The sequence below is a fragment of the Micromonospora sp. Llam0 genome, from assembly GCF_003751085.1.
Lineage (GTDB): Bacteria > Actinomycetota > Actinomycetes > Mycobacteriales > Micromonosporaceae > Micromonospora_E.
Genome location: NZ_RJJY01000001.1, coordinates 1429379 through 1447637, shown reverse-complemented (window position 1 = coordinate 1447637; position 18259 = coordinate 1429379). Strand labels below are relative to the sequence as shown.

The 18259-nt window shown below is 71.7% G+C and carries 15 protein-coding genes; 1 reads left to right on the top strand and 14 read right to left on the bottom strand.

Annotated elements, in window-relative coordinates; translation table 11 throughout:
- Positions 1–35 precede the first annotated feature (35 nt).
- Entirely contained in the window at positions 36–638 is a 603-nt protein-coding gene (locus tag EDC02_RS39475) for a hypothetical protein (RefSeq protein WP_148083344.1), read from the bottom strand.
- A gap of 325 nt (positions 639–963) precedes the next feature.
- Between EDC02_RS39475 and EDC02_RS06590 the strand changes: the two genes are divergently transcribed.
- Entirely contained in the window at positions 964–1878 is a 915-nt protein-coding gene (locus tag EDC02_RS06590) for an IS982 family transposase (protein ID WP_123601185.1), read from the top strand.
- Between the two features lie 18 nt (positions 1879–1896).
- Here the strand turns inward: EDC02_RS06590 and EDC02_RS06585 are convergent, their stop codons facing one another.
- From EDC02_RS06585 to EDC02_RS06525, 13 genes are all read right to left on the bottom strand, one after another.
- The gene (locus EDC02_RS06585) at positions 1897–3915 is read right to left on the bottom strand and encodes a primosomal protein N' (RefSeq protein ID WP_123604566.1); all 2019 of its coding nucleotides are present in this window, start codon (positions 3913–3915) and stop codon (positions 1897–1899) included.
- A gap of 129 nt (positions 3916–4044) precedes the next feature.
- Positions 4045–5241: a methionine adenosyltransferase gene (gene metK, locus EDC02_RS06580; RefSeq protein WP_123601184.1), complete on the bottom strand. Its 1197-nt coding sequence runs from the start codon at positions 5239–5241 to the stop codon at positions 4045–4047.
- A 195-nt stretch (positions 5242–5436) separates the two neighbouring features.
- Positions 5437–6678 carry a bifunctional phosphopantothenoylcysteine decarboxylase/phosphopantothenate--cysteine ligase CoaBC gene (coaBC, locus tag EDC02_RS06575; RefSeq protein ID WP_123601183.1) on the bottom strand — a complete coding sequence of 414 codons (1242 nt, stop codon included), beginning with the start codon at positions 6676–6678 and terminating at the stop codon, positions 5437–5439.
- Positions 6675–6938 carry a DNA-directed RNA polymerase subunit omega gene (gene rpoZ, locus EDC02_RS06570; RefSeq protein WP_123601182.1) on the bottom strand — a complete coding sequence of 88 codons (264 nt, stop codon included), beginning with the start codon at positions 6936–6938 and terminating at the stop codon, positions 6675–6677. Before rpoZ ends, coaBC begins: the two co-directional genes overlap by 4 nt.
- A gap of 42 nt (positions 6939–6980) precedes the next feature.
- On the bottom strand, positions 6981–7583 hold the full coding sequence (gene gmk / locus EDC02_RS06565) for a guanylate kinase (RefSeq protein WP_123604565.1): 603 nt from the start codon (positions 7581–7583) through the stop codon (positions 6981–6983).
- 32 nt (positions 7584–7615) lie between these two features.
- Positions 7616–7933 carry an integration host factor, actinobacterial type gene (mihF, locus tag EDC02_RS06560; RefSeq protein WP_123601181.1) on the bottom strand — a complete coding sequence of 106 codons (318 nt, stop codon included), beginning with the start codon at positions 7931–7933 and terminating at the stop codon, positions 7616–7618.
- Between the two features lie 128 nt (positions 7934–8061).
- Positions 8062–8976, bottom strand: coding sequence for an IS982 family transposase (locus EDC02_RS06555; RefSeq protein WP_123601180.1), 915 nt, complete (start codon positions 8974–8976; stop codon positions 8062–8064).
- 157 nt (positions 8977–9133) lie between these two features.
- Positions 9134–9973: an orotidine-5'-phosphate decarboxylase gene (gene pyrF / locus EDC02_RS06550; RefSeq protein ID WP_123601179.1), complete on the bottom strand. Its 840-nt coding sequence runs from the start codon at positions 9971–9973 to the stop codon at positions 9134–9136.
- A gap of 37 nt (positions 9974–10010) precedes the next feature.
- Entirely contained in the window at positions 10011–11387 is a 1377-nt protein-coding gene (gene bioA / locus EDC02_RS06545) for an adenosylmethionine--8-amino-7-oxononanoate transaminase (protein WP_123601178.1), read from the bottom strand.
- Positions 11388–11418: 31 nt separating this feature from the next.
- The gene (locus tag EDC02_RS06540) at positions 11419–12489 is read right to left on the bottom strand and encodes a quinone-dependent dihydroorotate dehydrogenase (protein ID WP_123601177.1); all 1071 of its coding nucleotides are present in this window, start codon (positions 12487–12489) and stop codon (positions 11419–11421) included.
- Positions 12486–15827 (bottom strand): carbamoyl-phosphate synthase large subunit, encoded by a 3342-nt coding sequence (gene carB / locus EDC02_RS06535; protein ID WP_123601176.1) that lies wholly within the window; start codon positions 15825–15827, stop codon positions 12486–12488. Before carB ends, EDC02_RS06540 begins: the two co-directional genes overlap by 4 nt.
- Positions 15820–16959, bottom strand: a complete 1140-nt coding sequence (carA, locus tag EDC02_RS06530; protein WP_123601175.1) for a glutamine-hydrolyzing carbamoyl-phosphate synthase small subunit — start codon at positions 16957–16959, stop codon at positions 15820–15822. The genes carB and carA overlap by 8 nt, the downstream gene beginning before the upstream one ends.
- A complete protein-coding gene (locus EDC02_RS06525; protein ID WP_123601174.1) occupies positions 16956–18254 on the bottom strand; it encodes a dihydroorotase in 1299 nt (432 codons plus the stop codon). The genes carA and EDC02_RS06525 overlap by 4 nt, the downstream gene beginning before the upstream one ends.
- Positions 18255–18259: the final 5 nt, after the last annotated feature.

Here is an 18259-nt window from a genome sequence, read left to right as displayed (position 1 = left end):
CCCTCCTGGTGGGGCGGTGCCTGCCGCCCCACCGGCTACCGGCGATCTGAAACGAAAGCCGCGACAGACACTCCGTCGAGTCGCGCGTGTCCAAGCCCAACCCGTACCGGCTGCCGGCCGTTGTGCCGAAACCGCAGCAGTTCCGCCCTGTCGACGGCGGCCTCACCCAGATTCAGATCCCGCCGCCTGGCGACCCAGTCCACCAGCCCTTGCCGATTGCGGACCTCACCGGTGAAGTGCACCAGCGTGGCGTACCAGATGTCACGGTGATAGCTGTCCTCGAACCAGCCGTCGGACCCCAACTCCTCACCCAGCCGATCAGCGAACCCGTCAGCAGCGTCGTCATGGGGAAACGCACATGCCATCACCCCAGACGGCGTGAGCGTCACCCCGCTGAGCCTGAACCGGGCTGGCCGACACTCCGCAGCCGCCCGACCCAGTGCAGCCGCACACCGACCCACCAGCGCATCACCCACAGGAACATCGCGGCGATGAACCTCAATGGCTCGGACCGTGAAATGCACCGCCTCCGGGGCGCCGGTCGGCCAATGACCCGGACCTGCCAGCTTCATCACCTCGGCGGTCACCGCAGCCAGCCTCAGCGCACTGTCCGTACCGGGAACGAACACCACCGACATACCCCACCGGCCACCCTCAACCGGTGGCGTGTCCCGGTAGTGCGTCCCAGACAGGACCGCGTCACGACCCTGAACGAACAACCGGTCGAACGCCGCCGCGTAGGAGGCATCCGCCGCCGCCCTGTCCGAACCCCATGATCGCCTCGTCCTCGTCACCCGGCGCAGCCTACGCCGACGCCAAGCCCATACCCAGACGAACTCCCGTGCACGTCCCTCGTCTGGCTAAAGCCAGCTAGATGATCGATTCCAAGGGATACGGGGTAGCAAGCGGACGCGAGGGCATCCATGATCAACGTTGCCTAGGCAGCGAAACCATGGAGGCCACGTGCACGTCGATCTGGACACCCTCGCGACCGCACTGTACGTCAGGATCGACGACGAACTGAAGGCGTCCCCGCACCTCAACCGGTGGCGTCCAGCGGTCGGCATCACCGCCCGGATCACCGACGCCGAACTCATCACGGTGTCAGTGATGCAGGCACTACTCGGCTACCACAACGAGACCCGCTGGATCCGCTACGCCCGCAAATCCATCATCCACCTGTTCCCCCACCTGCCCAAACAGCCCGGCTACAACAAACGGCTGCGAGCGCTGACCACCCAACTGGCCCACTTCATCACGGTGCTCGCCACCGACACCGACCCGTGGCGGCACCCGATCCGGATCGCCGACTCCACACCCGTGCCCTGCGGCACATCCCGCGAGACGGTGCAGCGTTCCGACCTGGCCGGCTGGGCCGGCTACGGCTACTGCGCCTCCCACTCCCGGCTGTTCTGGGGACTACGCCTGCACCTGGTCACCACGGTCCACGGACTGCCGGTCGCGTTCGCCCTCACCAACGCCAAGACCGACGAACGTGAAGTCCTCATCGACCTGGTCACCCTGCAACCCGGCATGTTCCACCACCCCGACGGGGTGATCCTGGTCGTGGACAAGGGCTACCGCGACCGCGACACCGAAATCTGGCTCAACGACAACGATGTCACCGTCGTACGCCCCGCGTACCGCACCGAACCCGCACGACCCGGCCGGGGCCTGCTCCGCGCCGTCCGGCAGACCATCGAATCAGTCAACCAGACCTTCAAAAGCCAACTCGACCTCGAACAGCACGGCGGCCGGACCATCACCGGCGTCGCCGTCCGGGTCCTGCAACGCGTCCTCGCCCTGACCGCCGCGATCTGGCACAACTGGCACACCGGCCAACCGACCCTGCGCTCCCTGACCGCATTCGACCACTGACCCCTTGGAATCGATCATCTAGAGCAGGTCGAGCGGGTCGATCTGGATGCGTACCGGCTGCCCGGCCCGGCGGGCGGTACGGGTACCGGCTGCCAGCCGCAGCTGCCGGGCCAGTTCGGCCGCTTGCGACCGGCGGACCCGGATCAACATCCGTTCCTGTCCGTCGGCCGCCGGCACCGGACCGAGCAGTTCGGCACCGTCCGGCATCCGCAACGCGGCCAGCAGTTCGGCCACCGCCTCGGCCGGACCGGTCACGCTGGCCATCCGGGCCGCCGGCGGGAAACCCAGCTCCCGCCGGTCGGCCAGCTCCCGGGCGGCGAACCAGCCGGGGTCCCAGCGCAGCAGCGCCTGCACCGGGGCGAGCCCACCGTCGGCGACCACCACCACCCGGCCGCCGTCGGCCGCCGACCGGGCCAACGCGGCGGCGGACAGCCAGCGGCGTAGTGCCTCCTCCGCCGCCCGCAGGTCGGCCCGGGTCAGCAACGCCCAGGTGTCCAGCAGCAGTACGGCGCCGTAGCCGCCGTCGGCCACCGGCTCGGCCCCGGGGGTGGCGACCACCACCGCCGGTTCGGCCGGCACCACGGTGAGCACCTCGTCGCGGCCGGAGGTCCGCACCGTGGTGCCGGGGAACGCCCGGCCCAGCTCCTCGGCGGTACGCCGGGCGCCGGTCACCGACGCCCGTAGCCGCCGCCCGTGGCAGTGCGGGCAGGCGTAGCCGGCGGCCGGCCGGCCGCACCAGCGGCACTGCGCGGTGGCGGTAGCAGCCGGCAGGGCCAGCGGGCCGGCGCAGTGCGGGCAGCGGGCCGGGGTCCGGCAGTCCGCGCAGGACACCGCCGGCAGGTAGCCGCGCCGGGGCACCTGCACCAGCACCGGCATCCCGGCCTGCAACGCCGTACGGGCGGTGGCGAAGGCCAGGCTGGGCAGCCGGGCGGTGGCGGCACCGGCGTCGCGGGCCAACTGGGCATCGTCGCCGGCCGGGGTGACCCGTGGGGCACGTCGCCGGACAGTTGCCCGGGCGGCGACGATCTCCCGGGCCCAGCCGGTTTCGACGAGCTGCTGTGCCTCACCGGAGCGGGCGAAACCGCCGAGCAGCGCCGCGACCCCGCCCAGCTGTGCCCGGGTCAGCAGGACCTCGCGGGCGTGCGGGTAGGGGGCGCGCGGTTCGGCGTGCACGTCGTCGCCGTCGTCCCAGATGGCGACCAGGCCCAGGTCGGCGACCGGGGCGAACATCGCCGCCCGGGTGCCGACGACCACCTTGACCTGGCCGCGGTTCGCCGCGAGGAACGCCCGGTAGCGTCGGGCCGGGCCGAGCGCCGCGGTGAGCACCACGTGCCGGCCTTCGCCCAGGGCCGAACGCAGGGCCGCGTCGAGCCGGTCGACGTCGCGTCCGTCCGGTAGCACCGCGACCGCGCCCCGGCCGGCCCGTACAGTGGCGGCGATCGCCTCGGCGTACCGGGCCGGCCAGTCCTCGCCGGGCAGCGGCGCCCAGACGGCGCGGGCCGGTCGGCCGTCGGCGACGGCCCGCAGAAACGCGGGCCCGGACGGGTACGCCGCCCATCCGTCGGCATCGGTCGGCACAGCGTCTGTCGGCACAGCGTCTGTCGGCACAGCGTCTGTCGGCACGGCATCGGTCGACACGGCATCGGTCGACACGGCATCGGGTGGCGCGGCGTCAGTCGGCGCGGTGGCGGGACCGGACTCGGGTTCGCTGGGCTCCTGCTCGACGCGGGCGTGTCGCGGCGGCACCGCCAGCCGCAGCACGTCGGCCAGGTGCCCGGCGTACCGGTCGGCGACGGTGCGGGCCAGAGCGGCGATGTCGGCGCTGAGCACCCGTTCCGGCGAGACCAGCTTGTCGAGGAAGGCGAGCTTGCCGTCGTGGCCGGAGGCGGCCACCCGGTCCAGCACCCACCCGGCCACCAGTTGGCCGGCGAACCGGACCCGGACCCGGGTGCCCGGCTGCACGCCGTCGTCGAGCTCCGCCGGGACCAGGTAGTCGAACGGCCGGTCCAGGTGCGGCAGCGGCACGTCGACGCAGATACGCGCGACCGGCAGCAGGTCGGCCGGCTGCCGGTCGTGTCCTGCTCGGGTGCTCACCGGGCCATCCTGCCCGGCCGCCGGGGTGGCCGGCGACCCGCCACCCCCGGCGGTACGGTCAGCGGCGGTGAGTCAGGCTCCGGCGGCGGACTTCAGGTCAGCGGCCCGGTCGGTGCGCTCCCAGGCGAACTCCGGCAGCTCCCGACCGAAGTGGCCGTACGCGGCGGTCGGCCGGTAGATCGGCCGCAGCAGGTCCAGGTCCCGGATGATCGCAGCCGGCCGCAGGTCGAACACCTCGCCGATCGCCCGTTCGATCCGGTCCACCGGCACGTTCTCGGTGCCGAACGTCTCCACGAACAGGCTCACCGGGTGGGCCTTGCCGATCGCGTACGCGACCTGCGCCTCGCACCGCTCCGCCAGCCCGGCGGCCACCACGTTCTTGGCCACCCAGCGCATCGCGTACGCCGCCGAGCGGTCCACCTTCGACGGGTCCTTGCCGGAGAACGCGCCGCCACCGTGCCGGGCGTACCCACCGTACGTGTCCACGATGATCTTCCGGCCGGTCAGGCCGGCGTCGCCCATCGGTCCGCCGATCTCGAAGCGTCCGGTCGGGTTGACCAACAGCCGGTAACCGTCGGTGTCCAGACCGAGGCCCTCCAGCTCGGGGGCGATCACGTGCTCGCGGACGTCCGGGGTGAGCAGCGACTCCAGCGAGATGTCCGCGGCATGCTGGCTGGAGACGACCACGGTGTCCAGCCGTACCGGCCGCAGCCCGTCGTACTCGACGGTGACCTGGGTCTTGCCGTCCGGCCGCAGGTAGGGGATGGTGCCGTCCTTGCGGGTCGCCGACAGCCGCCTCGCCAGCCGGTGCGCCAACGCGATCGGCAGCGGCATCAGCTCCGGCGTCTCCGAGCAGGCGAACCCGAACATCATGCCCTGGTCGCCGGCGCCCTGGGCGTCGAGCGCGTCGTCAGCCGACTCGCCGACCCGGCGCTCGATGGCGGTGTCGACGCCCTGGGCGATGTCCGGCGACTGGGCGCCGATCGACACGCTCACCCCGCAGGACGCGCCGTCGAACCCTTTCTTCGAGGAGTCGTAGCCGATCCCGAGGATCGTCTCGCGGACGATGGCCGGGATGTCCGCGTACGCCTGCGTGGTGACCTCCCCGGCGACGTGCACCTGGCCGGTGGTGATCAGGGTTTCGACCGCGACCCGGGACCGGGGGTCCTGGGCCAGCAGCGCGTCGAGGATCCCGTCGCTGATCTGGTCGGCGATCTTGTCCGGGTGGCCCTCCGTGACAGACTCGGAGGTGAAGAGACGGCGTGCCACGGTACTCCTTGAATCCGAAAGCAATGGTTCCCGGCAGTCTAGTCATCCACGTTGGGGTCTGGCGCCGTGCCGACCAAGGAATCCGGCGCTGCGCGACGTAGCGGAGCTCACTGCGCGACGTAGCGGAGCTCACTGCGCGACGTAGCGGAGCTCACTGCGCGACGTAGCGGAGCTCACTGCGCGACGTAGCGGAGCTCACTGCGCCAGTCGGGCCGCCACCAGATCCCAGACGTCGTCGGCGAGCTGCTCCTTGCCGCGTTCGTCGAGCACCGCGACCGGGCCGTCGGCGTCGAGCACCGTGGCGGAGTTGGCGTCCGCGCCGAACACCCGGTCGGCACCCACCTGGTTGGCGACGATCAGGTCCGCGTTCTTGCGCGCCAGCTTCGCCCGGGCGTTGGTCAGCAGGTCCCCGGTTTCCGCAGCGAACGCGACGAGGAGCTGGCCGGGGCGCTTGGCCGCGCCGAGCTCGGCGGCGATGTCCGGGTTGGTGACCAGCTCGATCACCGGCGCTCGCCCCCCGTCGTCCTTCTTGATCTTCGTGGGTACGTAGCTCGCCGGCCGGAAGTCAGCCGGCGCCGCCGCCATCACGACCACGTCGGCTTCGGCCGCCGCGGCGAGCGTGGCGACCCGCAGCTCCTCGGTGCTGCCCACCCGGACCAGCCGGACACCGGCCGGATCGGGCAGCGACACGTTCGCGGCGATCACCGTCACCTGCGCGCCACGGGCCACGGCGGTACGGGCGAAGGCGTACCCCTGCTTGCCGGACGACCGGTTGCCGAGGAACCGCACCGGGTCGAGCGGTTCGCGGGTGCCGCCGGCGGTGACCACCACCCGCCGGCCGGCGAGGTCGGCGCCGACGAGGCCGGCGGCTGTTCCGGCGGACCGGGCCAGGACCCGGCGGGCGACGGCGAAGATCTCTCCGGGGTCGGGCAGTCGGCCCTTGCCGGAGTCGGACCCGGTCAGCCGGCCGGTCGCCGGCTCGATGACCAGCACCCCGCGACGGCGCAGCAGCGCGACGTTGTCGGCGGTGGCCGGATGCTCCCACATCTCGGTGTGCATCGCCGGGGCGAGCAGCACCGGGCACCGGGCGGTCAGCAGGGTGTTGGTGAGCAGGTCGTCGGCGAGCCCGTGCGCGGCCCGGGCGATCAGATCCGCCGTGGCCGGGGCGACCAGCACCAGGTCGGCCTGCTGGCCGAGCCGCACATGCGGCACATCGTGGACGTCGCTGAAGACGTCGTCGGCGACCGGCTGCCCGGACAGCGCCGACCAGGTCGGCGCACCGACGAACCGCAACGCGGCCGCAGTCGGCACCACCTTGACCTGGTGGCCCGACTCGGTCAGCAGCCGAAGCAGCTCACACGCCTTGTACGCGGCGATCCCGCCACCGACGCCGAGGACGACCCGGGGCGGGACGCGGTCCGGCGTACCGGCGCTCAGGGCTGGTCGGTGGGCTCGGCGGTGAGCAGGTTGGAGTTGATCTCCCGCATGGCGATGGAGAGCGGCTTCTCCTGCGGCGTGGTCTCCACCAGCGGTCCGACGTACTCCAGCAGGCCCTCACCGAGCTGGCTGTAGTACGCGTTGACCTGGCGGGCACGCTTGGCGGCGAAGATCACCAGGGCGTACTTCGACGAGGTCTTCTCCAGCAACTCGTCGATGGGCGGGTTGGTGATGCCTTCCGGGCTGGCAATGGATCCCACGGATGCAACCTCTGTGTCGTCGGGCTCTGTCGCTGGGTGCTGTCAGGCCGGGCGGTGTGACTGGGCGTCGGTCAATAATGACGAACCGAGCAATCCTACCAGCTCGGTCGCGGCTCGCTTCACCTCGTCGTTCACCACCGTGACGTCGAACTCCCGCTCGGCGGCCAACTCCTCGTCGGCGTGCTCCAGCCGGCGACGGATCGTCTCCTCGTCGTCGGTCCCCCGACCGACGAGGCGCCGTTTCAGCTCCTCGACGCTGGGTGGCGCGAGGAAGACCAGCTGGGCCTCGGGCATCGCGGCCCGTACCTGCCGGGCACCCTGCAGGTCGATCTTCAGCAGCACCGGCTCGCCGGCGCGTAGTCGTTGCTCGACCGCCGAGCGCGGCGTGCCGTAGAGGTTGCCGGCGAACTCGGCCCACTCCAGCAGCTGCCCGGTGGCGGCCATCCGCTCGAACTCGGGTCGGTCGACGAAGTAGTAGTGGACGCCGTCGACCTCGTAGTCCCGCATCGGGCGGGTGGTCACCGAGACGGACAGCCAGATCCAGGGCGAGCGCGCCCGGATCAGCTCGATCACGCTGTCCTTGCCGACCCCGGAGGGGCCGGAGAGGACCGTGAGCCGAGCTGCCGGGCGCGCGTCGTCATACATGGTCACTGCTTGTTTCTACACCCTGCCGCGAATCAGTTCGCGGCGAACTCCCCGAGCAGGGCCTTGCGCTGCTGGTCGCCGAGGCCACGGAGGCGACGGCTGTCGGCGATCTTGAGCTTCTCCATGATCTGGGTCGCCCGGATCTTGCCGATGCCCGGCATCGCCTGCAGCACGGCGGAAACCTTCAGCTTGCCGACAACGTCGTCGGACTCCGCCCGGTCGAGCACGGCGGCGAGGGTGGTCTTGCCCTGCTTGAGTTGCTCCTTCAACTCAGCACGGGCCTTACGGATCTCCGCGGCCTTCTCCAGCGCGGCTGCGCGCTGTTCGGGGGTCAGTGACGGGAGCGGCACCAGTTCTCCTCAGGTCCCTATCGCGACGGGCGGATCGCACCGCCGCTCTGTGAAACGTGGTGTGGCTGGGAACCAAAGGGGCATGTGGTTCCCAGCGCGGGGAAAACTAGATGATCGATTCCAAGGGGTCAGTGGTCGAATGCGGTCAGGGAGCGCAGGGTCGGTTGGCCGGTGTGCCAGTTGTGCCAGATCGCGGCGGTCAGGGCGAGGACGCGTTGCAGGACCCGGACGGCGACGCCGGTGATGGTCCGGCCGCCGTGCTGTTCGAGGTCGAGTTGGCTTTTGAAGGTCTGGTTGACTGATTCGATGGTCTGCCGGACGGCGCGGAGCAGGCCCCGGCCGGGTCGTGCGGGTTCGGTGCGGTACGCGGGGCGTACGACGGTGACATCGTTGTCGTTGAGCCAGATTTCGGTGTCGCGGTCGCGGTAGCCCTTGTCCACGACCAGGATCACCCCGTCGGGGTGGTGGAACATGCCGGGTTGCAGGGTGACCAGGTCGATGAGGACTTCACGTTCGTCGGTCTTGGCGTTGGTGAGGGCGAACGCGACCGGCAGTCCGTGGACCGTGGTGACCAGGTGCAGGCGTAGTCCCCAGAACAGCCGGGAGTGGGAGGCGCAGTAGCCGTAGCCGGCCCAGCCGGCCAGGTCGGAACGCTGCACCGTCTCGCGGGATGTGCCGCAGGGCACGGGTGTGGAGTCGGCGATCCGGATCGGGTGCCGCCACAGGTCGGTGTCGGTGGCGAGCACCGTGATGAAGTGGGCCAGTTGGGTGGTCAGCGCTCGCAGCCGTTTGTTGTAGCCGGGCTGTTTGGGCAGGTGGGGGAACAGGTGGATGATGGATTTGCGGGCGTAGCGGATCCAGCGGGTCTCGTTGTGGTAGCCGAGTAGTGCCTGCATCACTGACACCGTGATGAGTTCGGCGTCGGTGATCCGGGCGGTGATGCCGACCGCTGGACGCCACCGGTTGAGGTGCGGGGACGCCTTCAGTTCGTCGTCGATCCTGACGTACAGTGCGGTCGCGAGGGTGTCCAGATCGACGTGCACGTGGCCTCCATGGTTTCGCTGCCTAGGCAACGTTGATCATGGATGCCCTCGCGTCCGCTTGCTACCCCGTATCCCTTGGAATCGATCATCTAGCGGTCAGCGACGTTTTCGGCAACGTGGCCACACCACGATCACGCGGGGGTGATCGATCGCTCACTCAGACCGGAACCCCGAGAGCCTCCCGACACTTAACAAGCGTCTGTTCGGCTGCAGCCCGCAACGCCGACGGATCCGGGCCGGCGTTCAGCACCTCACGGGAGTACGACGGAAGGACTGCGGAAAGCGCTTGCCCGAACACTGTCCGCAGGTCCTCGGGCCGTCCACCTTGCGCACCCAACCCCGGAGCGAGCAATGGGCCATTGACATGCGACAGTTCATGACCGGTGTCACCAACGGTCGCACCGACCACCAGACCGAAACTGCCAATCGGCTCCGCACCCACGTTGAGCTGCGAAATCTCATCGATCACCGTCTGCGCGACGGTGCGTCCATCGGACACCCGGGCGTGCTGCACGGCCCGCCCCTCAGGATTCGAGGTCAGCGCGAGCACGAAGACGCCGCCGCCGTGCCGGCCGGCGAGATCGAACATCGGAGCGAGCGCGCCGACGCCCAGATACGGGCTGGCAGTGACCGCGTCGACCGCCAACGGGCTCGCCGGATCGAGGTAGGCGGAGGCGTACGCGGCGGCCGTCGAACCGATGTCGCCGCGCTTCACGTCGAGCAGGACGAGGGCCCCGGCCTCGCGAAACTGTCGGATAGTTGACTCTAGGACACCGATGCCGGCGGACCCGAAACGTTCGAAGAACGCCGATTGAGGCTTCACTACCGCGGCCACGTCGCCGAGCGCGTCGACCGCCGTGGCGGCGAACCGGGCCAGCCCGTCGACGTCGCCCGGCAGCCCCCACCGGGTCAACAGCTCCGGATGCGGGTCGACGCCCACGCACAGCGGGCCCCGGGCGGTGACGGCCCGGTGCAGTCGCTGACCAAAGGTCTCCATCGGCTCTCCCTCCCTCGGCGGTACCGCCGGGCGGACCTCAGCGCGGTACCGCGACGGCCGCAGCCGCCATCGCGCGGGCGATCCGCGCGACGTCGTCGTCGTCCGCCGGATAGGGCGGCATGGTGTAGATCAGGTCCCGGAACGGCCGCAGCCACACCCCGGCGTCCACCGCCGCCGCGGTCGCCGCCGCCAGGTCGACCGGCCGGTCCAGCTGGACCACCCCGATCGCGCCGAGCACCCGGACGTCGCGCACGCCGGGCAGCGTCGCGACCGGTGCCAGGCCGTCGCGCAGGCCGGCCTCGATCCGCCGTACGGCGACCTGCCAGGCCGGGACGACCCCAGCCGGCGCCGGACCGGTGGCCGCAACCGGCTCGGCCCCGGCCGCCGGCGCGGCGGCGCGCAGCAGTCCGATCGAGGCGTTGGCGACCGCGCAGGCCAACGGGTTGCCCATGAAGGTCGGCCCGTGGGCGAGGACCCCGCCGGCGGAGATCCCGGCGGCCACCTCCGGGGTGCACAGTGCGGCCGCCAGCGTGAGGTAGCCACCGGTCAACGCCTTGCCCAGGCAGAGCACGTCCGGTGTCACCCCGGCGTGCTCGGCGGCGAAGAACGCGCCGGTCCGGCCGAACCCGGTGGCGATCTCGTCGAAGATCAGCAGTACGTCGTGCGCGGCGGTCGCCTCGCGCAGGGCGCGCAGGTACGCCGGATGGTGGAACCGCATGCCGCCGGTGCCCTGCACCACCGGCTCGACGATCACCGCGGCGATCTCGTCCGCGTGCCGGGCCACCGCGTCGACCAGTTCGGCGAGGTAGCGCTCGTCCGGCGCCGACGCGAAGTCACCCGGCGGGGCGGACACGAACACCTGCGCCGGCAGCACCCCCCGCCACAGGTGGTGCATCCCGCCCTCCGGATCGCAGACGCTCATCGGGTGGAAGGTGTCCCCGTGGTAGCCGCCGCGCCAGGTGGCCAGCTTGCGCCGGCCGGGCCGGCCCCGGCCCAGCTGGTACTGCAGGCCCATCTTGATCGCGACCTCGACGCTCACCGAGCCCGAGTCACAGAGAAAGACGTGCTCCAGGCCCGGCGGGGTGATCTCCACCAGGGTCTGTGCGAGGCGGACCGCCGGCTCGTGGGTGAGCCCGCCGAACATCACGTGCGCCATCCGGCCCAGCTGGTCGGTGACGGCGGCGTCCAGCACCGGGTGCCGGTAGCCGTGCACGGCGGCCCACCACGACGACATCCCGTCGACCAGCTCCCGCCCGTCGGCCAGTCGCAGCCGTACCCCGGCAGCGCTGTCGACCAGATAGGGCGCCACGGCCGGGGGCAGCGCGGCGTACGGATGCCAGACGTGCCGACGGTCCAGCTCCCGCAGCTGCTCGGCGCGGTGGCCGTCGCCGGGCACCGGCGACTGAGCACTCATCGGGACCCCGGGCCTGCCGGCAGCCTCGCGCTCACCGGCGCTGCGCCTGCCGGGCGATCGCCCGGACCAGCCCCGGACCCCGGTAGATGAAGCCGGTGTAGAGCTGCACCAGGCTGGCACCGGCGTCGAACATCCGGGCCGCGTCGTCCGGGTCGAGGATGCCGCCGACCCCGACGACCGGCAGCGCGCCGCCGGTCTCCCGGTGGACGAAGCCGACCACCTCCCGGGCCCGGCCGGTCAGCGGCCGGCCGGACAACCCGCCGGTCTGCTCCGCCTGACCGGCGTCGGGGGCGGCCAGGCCGGCGCGGGACAGGGTGGTGTTGGTGGCGATCACCCCGGCCGCGCCCCGGGCCAGACAGACCTCCAGCAGTTCGGCGATGGCCGGCTCGGACAGGTCCGGCGCGATCTTGACCAGGATCGGTCGCTCCCCCACCAGGGTGGCCAGCAGGGTGTCGAGATGTTCGCGGTCCTGCAGCTGCCGTAGCCCCGGGGTGTTCGGCGAGGAGACATTGATCACGAAGTACTGGCCGTAGCCGCTGAGCACCTTGTAAGCCGACAGGTAGTCGTCGACCGCCTCCTCGATCGGCACGACCTTCGACTTGCCGAGCGAGATACCCAACGGCACCGGGCGGTCGGCGTGCGCCGGATGCGACCGGCCGAACCCGGCCCGATCCTCCAGCCGGCCGAGCACCGCGAGCCGGTCGGCGAGTGCCTCGGCGCCGGCGTTGTTGAACCCCATCCGGTTGATCACCGCCTCGCTGGTCGGCAACCGGAACAGCCGGGGCCGGGGGTTGCCCGGCTGGGGGCGCGCGGTGACCGTACCGACCTCGACGAAGCCGAAGCCCAGCGCCGGCCAGGCGGGCAGCGCCAGGCCGTCCTTGTCCATTCCGGCGGCCAGGCCGACCGGGTTGGGGAAGTCGACCCCGAAAACGGTACGCGGCGCGGCCACCGCGTACCGGGTGCGCAACGCGGCCAGCGCCACCCGGCTGCGGGACAGTGCGGCCAGCCGACGTAGCGTCCACTCGTGGGCGGTCTCGGCGTCGCCGCCGCCGAGCCGGAACAACGCCGACCGGGCCAGCCGGTACCCGCCGGAGCGGGTCACCGGGCGGCCTGCCGGCCGGCTGTCTCCGGGCGCAGCGCCGCGTGCAGCTGCTGCAGCGGCCGGACCGCCATGTCCCCGTTGATCAGCGCCTCGATGCCCATCACGGCGGCGGCGACCCCGGGCACGGTGGTCACGCACGGGGTGTCCGCGGTGACCGCCGCGCTGCGGATCTCGTACCCGTCGGAGCGGGCGCTGGCACCGGAGCCCTGCGGTGTGTTGATCACCAGGGCGATCTCGCCGGAGGCGATCAACGTCACCGCGTCCGGTTGCCCGTCGCCCGACTCCTCCCAGTGTTTGCGGGTCAGTTCGCAGGCGATGCCGTGGCGGCGCAGCACCTCGGCGGTGCCGGCGGTGGCGACGATGTCGAACCCGAGGTCGGCCAGCCGCTTCACCGGGAAGATCATCGCGCGTTTGTCCCGGTTGGCGACCGACACGAAGATCTTTCCGCTGGTCGGCAGGGAGCCGTAGGCGGCGGCCTGCGACTTGGCGAAGGCGTTGCCGTACGCCGGGTCGATCCCCATCACCTCACCGGTCGACTTCATCTCCGGGCCGAGCAGCGAGTCGACGCCGTGGCCGGCGCGGGTGCGGAACCGTTTGAACGGCAGCACCGCCTCCTTGACCGCGATCGGCGCGTCCGGCGGCAACGTGCCGCCGTCGCCGGTGGCCGGCAGCATGCCCTCGTCGCGCAGCTGCGCGACGGTGGCGCCGAGCATGATCCGGGCCGCCGCCTTGGCCAGCGGCACCGCGGTGGCCTTGGAGACGAACGGTACGGTCCGCGAGGCGCGCGGGTTGGCCTCCAGCACGTACAGCACGTCGTCCTTGAGCGCGTACTGCACGTTGAGCAGCCCGCGCACCCCGACGCCGCGGGCGATCTGCTCGGTGTAGTGCCGGATGGTGGCCAGGTGCGGGGCGGCCAGGGTGATCGGCGGCAACGCGCAGGACGAGTCGCCGGAGTGGATGCCGGCCTCCTCGATGTGCTCCATCACCCCACCGAGGTAGACCTCACCGGTGGCGTCGCACAGCGCGTCCACGTCGATCTCGATGGCGTCGTCGAGGAACCGGTCGACCAGCACCGGGTGCTCCGGCGAGATGTCGGTGGCCCGGCCGATGTAGTCGCGCAGCGTCGCATCGTCGTAGACGATCTCCATGCCGCGCCCGCCGAGCACGTACGACGGGCGGACCAGCACCGGGTAGCCGATCTCGTCGGCGATCGCCTTGGCCTGCTCGAACGACACGGCGGTGCCGTGCGCCGGGGCGCGCAGTCCGGCGCGGGCCAGCACCTGGCCGAACGCACCCCGCTCCTCGGCCAGGTGGATCGACTCCGGTGGGGTGCCGACGATCGGCACCCCGGCGTCGGCGAGGCGCTGCGCCAGCCCGAGCGGGGTCTGCCCACCGAGCTGGACGATCACCCCGACCACGCCGGGGCCGCCGGCGGCCCGGCCGGCGGCGTCCTCGGCCTGCCAGACCTCCAGCACGTCCTCGAAGGTGAGCGGCTCGAAGTACAGCCGGTCGGCGGTGTCGTAGTCGGTGGAGACCGTCTCCGGGTTGCAGTTGACCATGACGGTCTCGTACTCGGCGAGCGCCATCACCGCGTGCACGCAGGAGTAGTCGAACTCGATGCCCTGGCCGATCCGGTTCGGCCCGGAGCCGAGGATGAGCACCTTCGGCCGGTCCGACGGCGCGACCTCGGTCTCCGCGTCGTAGCTGGAGTAGTGGTACGGCGTACGGGCGGCGAACTCGGCGGCGCAGGTGTCGACGGTCTTGTACACCGGGCGCAGACCGAGCCGGTGCCGCAACGCCCGTACCCCGTCCTCGCCGGCCAGCTCCGGACGCAGCGCGGCCACCTGCCGGTCGGACAGCCCGGCCCGCTTGGCCCGGCGCAGCAGCGCAGCGTCGAGCACCGGCGCGGCCTCGATCTCGCCACGCAGCTCGACCAGGCCGGCGATCTCGGACAGGAACCAGGGATCGATACCGCCGGACGCCTCGGCGACCTGGGCGACGGTGGCGCCCAGCCGCAGCGCCCGTTCGACGGTGTAGAGCCGGCCGTCGTGCGGGGTGGCGAGCTCCGCCAGGGTGGACTCGACGGTGGCGCCGGCCGGATCCGGCACCGTCCAGAACCCGGCGGCCTTGGTCTCCATCGACCGCATCGCCTTGTTCAGCGCCTCGGTGAAGTTGCGGCCCAGGCTCATCGCCTCGCCGACCGACTTCATCGTGGTGGTCAGCTCCGGATCGGCGCCGGGGAACTTCTCGAACGCGAACCGGGGGATCTTGACCACGACGTAGTCGAGGACCGGCTCGAACGCCGCCGGGGTCTGCTTGGTGATGTCGTTGGGGATCTCGTCGAGGGTGTAGCCGATCGCCAGCTTGGCGGCGATCTTGGCGATCGGGAAGCCGGTCGCCTTGGAGGCCAGCGCCGACGAGCGGGACACCCGGGGGTTCATCTCGATGACGACGAGTCGGCCGGTGCTCGGGTGCACCGCGAACTGGATGTTGCAGCCGCCGGTGTCGACGCCGACCTCGCGCAGCACCGCGATGCCCATGTCGCGCATCTGCTGGTACTCGCGGTCGGTGAGGGTCATCGCCGGGGCGACGGTGACGCTGTCGCCGGTGTGCACGCCCATCGGGTCGATGTTCTCGATGGAGCAGACCACGACCACGTTGTCGTTGCGGTCGCGCATCAGCTCCAGCTCGTACTCCTTCCAGCCGAGCACGCTCTCCTCGATGAGTACCTCGTGCACCGGCGAGGCGGCCAGCCCGGCGCCGGCGATGCGCTCCAGGTCGGCCGGGGTGTGCGCCATGCCCGAGCCGAGCCCGCCCATGGTGAACGACGGTCGGATCACCACCGGCAGCCCGAGTTCGGCGACGGTGTCGTGCACCTCGGCCATGCTGTGGCAGACCCGGCTGCGCGGGGTCTCGCCGCCGGCGGCGGCGACGATGTCCTTGAACAGCTGCCGGTCCTCGCCGCGGCGGATCGCGTCGACGTCGGCCCCGATCAGCTCCACGCCGTACTTGTCCAGCACGCCGGCGGAGTGCAGGGCGACGGCGGTGTTCAGCGCGGTCTGCCCGCCGAGGGTGGGCAGCAGCGCGTCGGGGCGCTCCCGGGCGATGACCAGCTCGACGAACTCGGGCGTGATCGGCTCGACGTAGGTGGCGTCGGCGAACTCGGGGTCGGTCATGATGGTCGCCGGGTTGGAGTTGACCAGCGACACGCGCAGCCCTTCGGCGCGCAGCACCCGGCACGCCTGCGTGCCGGAGTAGTCGAACTCGCAGGCCTGGCCGATGATGATCGGCCCGGAGCCGATCACCATGACATGCTGCAGATCTGTCCGCTTAGGCATGTTTTCCCTCGATCAGCTCGACGAACCGGTCGAACAGGTAGTCCGCGTCGTGCGGGCCGGCCGCCGCTTCCGGGTGGTACTGGACGGTGAACGCCGGCACCTCGCGGGCCCGCAGCCCCTCGACCACGTCGTCGTTGAGGCACACGTGGCTCACCTCGACGCCGCCGAAGTCGGTGTCGATCACCGTGTTCAGCGGGGCGTCCACGGCGAACCCGTGGTTGTGGCTGGTCACCTCGACCTTGCCGGTGGTGCGGTCGAGCACCGGCTGGTTGATGCCGCGGTGGCCGTAGCCGAGCTTGTACGTGCCGAAGCCGAGCACCCGGCCGAGGATCTGCGAGCCGAAGCAGATGCCGAACAACGGCGTACGGCGGGCCATCACCTGCCGGGCCAGCTCGACCGCGTGGTGCGCGGTGGCCGGGTCACCCGGCCCGGGTGAGAAGAACACCGCGTCCGGCCCGGTGGCCAGGATCTCGTCCAGCATCGAGGTGGCCGGCAGCACGTGGGTGGTCACCCCGCGCCGGGCCAGCCGACGCGGCACGTTGCGTTTGATGCCCAGGTCCAGCGCGGCAACGGTGTAACGGTGCTCGCCCTGCGCGGTGACCGTGTACGGCTCGGCGGTGGTCACCTCGGCGGACAGGTCCGCGCCGACCATCTGCGGCGCCTGCCGGACCCGGTCCAGCAGCTCCTGCGGGTCGTCGGTCAGCGTGGAGACGCCGACCCGCATCACCCCCCGGTCACGCAGGTGGCGGGTGAGCGCCCGGGTGTCCACCCCGCAGATGCCGACCACGCCCTCGGCGGCGAGCCGGTCCTCCAGATCACCGGTGGACCGCCAGTTCGACGGGCGGCGGGCCGGATCGCGGACCACGTACCCGGCCACCCGGATCCGGTCCGACTCGTCGTCGTCGACGTTGACCCCGGTGTTGCCGATGTGCGGCGCGGTCTGCACCACCACCTGCCGGTGGTAGGACGGGTCGGTCAGCGTCTCCTGGTAGCCGGTCATCGCGGTGGTGAACACCGCCTCGCCGAAGGTCTCGCCGACCGCGCCGTAGCTCTCGCCGGGGAAGACCCGGCCGTCCTCGAGCACCAGCAGCGCCGGAACCCGCCGACGGGGTGCTGTGGTGGTGTCGTTCATCGCACGGCCTTTCCGTCGAGCACGGTCGCGTCGCCGCGCAGGAAGGTGGCGACCACCTGGCCGGGCAGCACCATCCGCGCGTACGGGGTGTTGCGGCTGCGGCTGGCCGACTCGGCCGGGTCGACGGTGCGACTGGCGGCCGGGTCGATCAGGGTGAGGTTCGCCGGGACGCCCGGCGCGGGGTCGTGCCCGTGCCCGGTCAGCCCGGCGATCCGGGCCGGGGCCCGGGACATCCGCTCGGCGATCAGCTCCCAGTCTGGTACACCGTCGACGTCGTGCAGCGCGGTCGTGAGCAGCACCACGGACAGGGCGGTCTCCAACCCGAGCATGCCGGGCCGGGCGTACGCCCACTCGCACTCCTTGTCCTCGACCGCGTGCGGAGCGTGGTCGGTGGCGACGATGTCGATGACGCCCTCGGCGAGCGCGGCGCGCAGCGCGGCGACGTCCTCGCCGGTGCGCAGCGGCGGGTTGACCTTGAAGACCGGGTCGTAGCTGGTCGGCGCCTCGTGGGTGAGCAGCAGGTGGTGCGGGGTGACCTCGGCGGTGATCCGGACCCCACGGGCCTTGGCCTGCCGGACGATCTCCACGCTGCCGGCGGTGGACAGGTGGCAGACGTGCAGTCTGCTGCCGACGTGTTCGGCGAGCAGCGCGTCGCGGGCGATGATCGCCTCCTCGGCGACGGCCGGCCAGCCGGTCAGGCCGAGCCGGGTGGAGACCTCGCCCTCGTGCATCTGGGCGCCCTCGGTCAGCCGGGGCTCCTCGGCGTGCTGTGCGACGACGCCGTCGAACGCCTTGACGTACTCCAGGGCACGGCGCATCAACCGGGGGTCGGCGACGCAGTGCCCGTCGTCGGAGAAGATCCGCACGGCGGCGGCCGAGTCGGCCATCGCGCCGAGTTCGGCGAGGCGTTCACCGGCCAGGCCGACGGTGACCGCGCCGATCGGCTGCACGTCGACCAGCCCGGCCTGCCGGCCGAGCCGCCAGACCTGTTCGACCACCCCGGCGGTGTCGGCCACCGGGGAGGTGTTCGCCATCGCGCAGACGGCGGTGTAGCCGCCGAGCGCGGCGGCCCGCGACCCGGTCTCCACCGTCTCGGCGTCCTCCCGGCCGGGTTCACGCAGGTGGGTGTGCAGATCGACCAGACCGGGCAGGGCGATCAGGCCGTCGGCGTCGAGCACCTGCGCACCCGACGCGGTCAGCCCGGAGCCGGCGTCGGCGACCACGCCGTCGCGCAGCAGCAGGTCGACAGGGTCCCGGCCGAGGACCCGGACGCCCTTGATCAGGTACGCGCTCACAGCGA

Excerpts from the sequence above, each read along its gene's own strand:
- pyrF (WP_123601179.1), bottom strand. The coding sequence starts at position 9,973 with ATGGAGACCTTTGGTCAGCGACTGCACCGGGCCGTCACCGCCCGGGGC.
- bioA (WP_123601178.1), bottom strand. The coding sequence starts at position 11,387 with ATGAGTGCTCAGTCGCCGGTGCCCGGCGACGGCCACCGCGCCGAGCAG.
- carB (WP_123601176.1), bottom strand. The coding sequence starts at position 15,827 with ATGCCTAAGCGGACAGATCTGCAGCATGTCATGGTGATCGGCTCCGGG.
- gmk (WP_123604565.1), bottom strand. The coding sequence starts at position 7,583 with ATGTATGACGACGCGCGCCCGGCAGCTCGGCTCACGGTCCTCTCCGGC.
- EDC02_RS39475 (WP_148083344.1), bottom strand. The coding sequence starts at position 638 with ATGTCGGTGGTGTTCGTTCCCGGTACGGACAGTGCGCTGAGGCTGGCT.
- carA (WP_123601175.1), bottom strand. The coding sequence starts at position 16,959 with ATGAACGACACCACCACAGCACCCCGTCGGCGGGTTCCGGCGCTGCTG.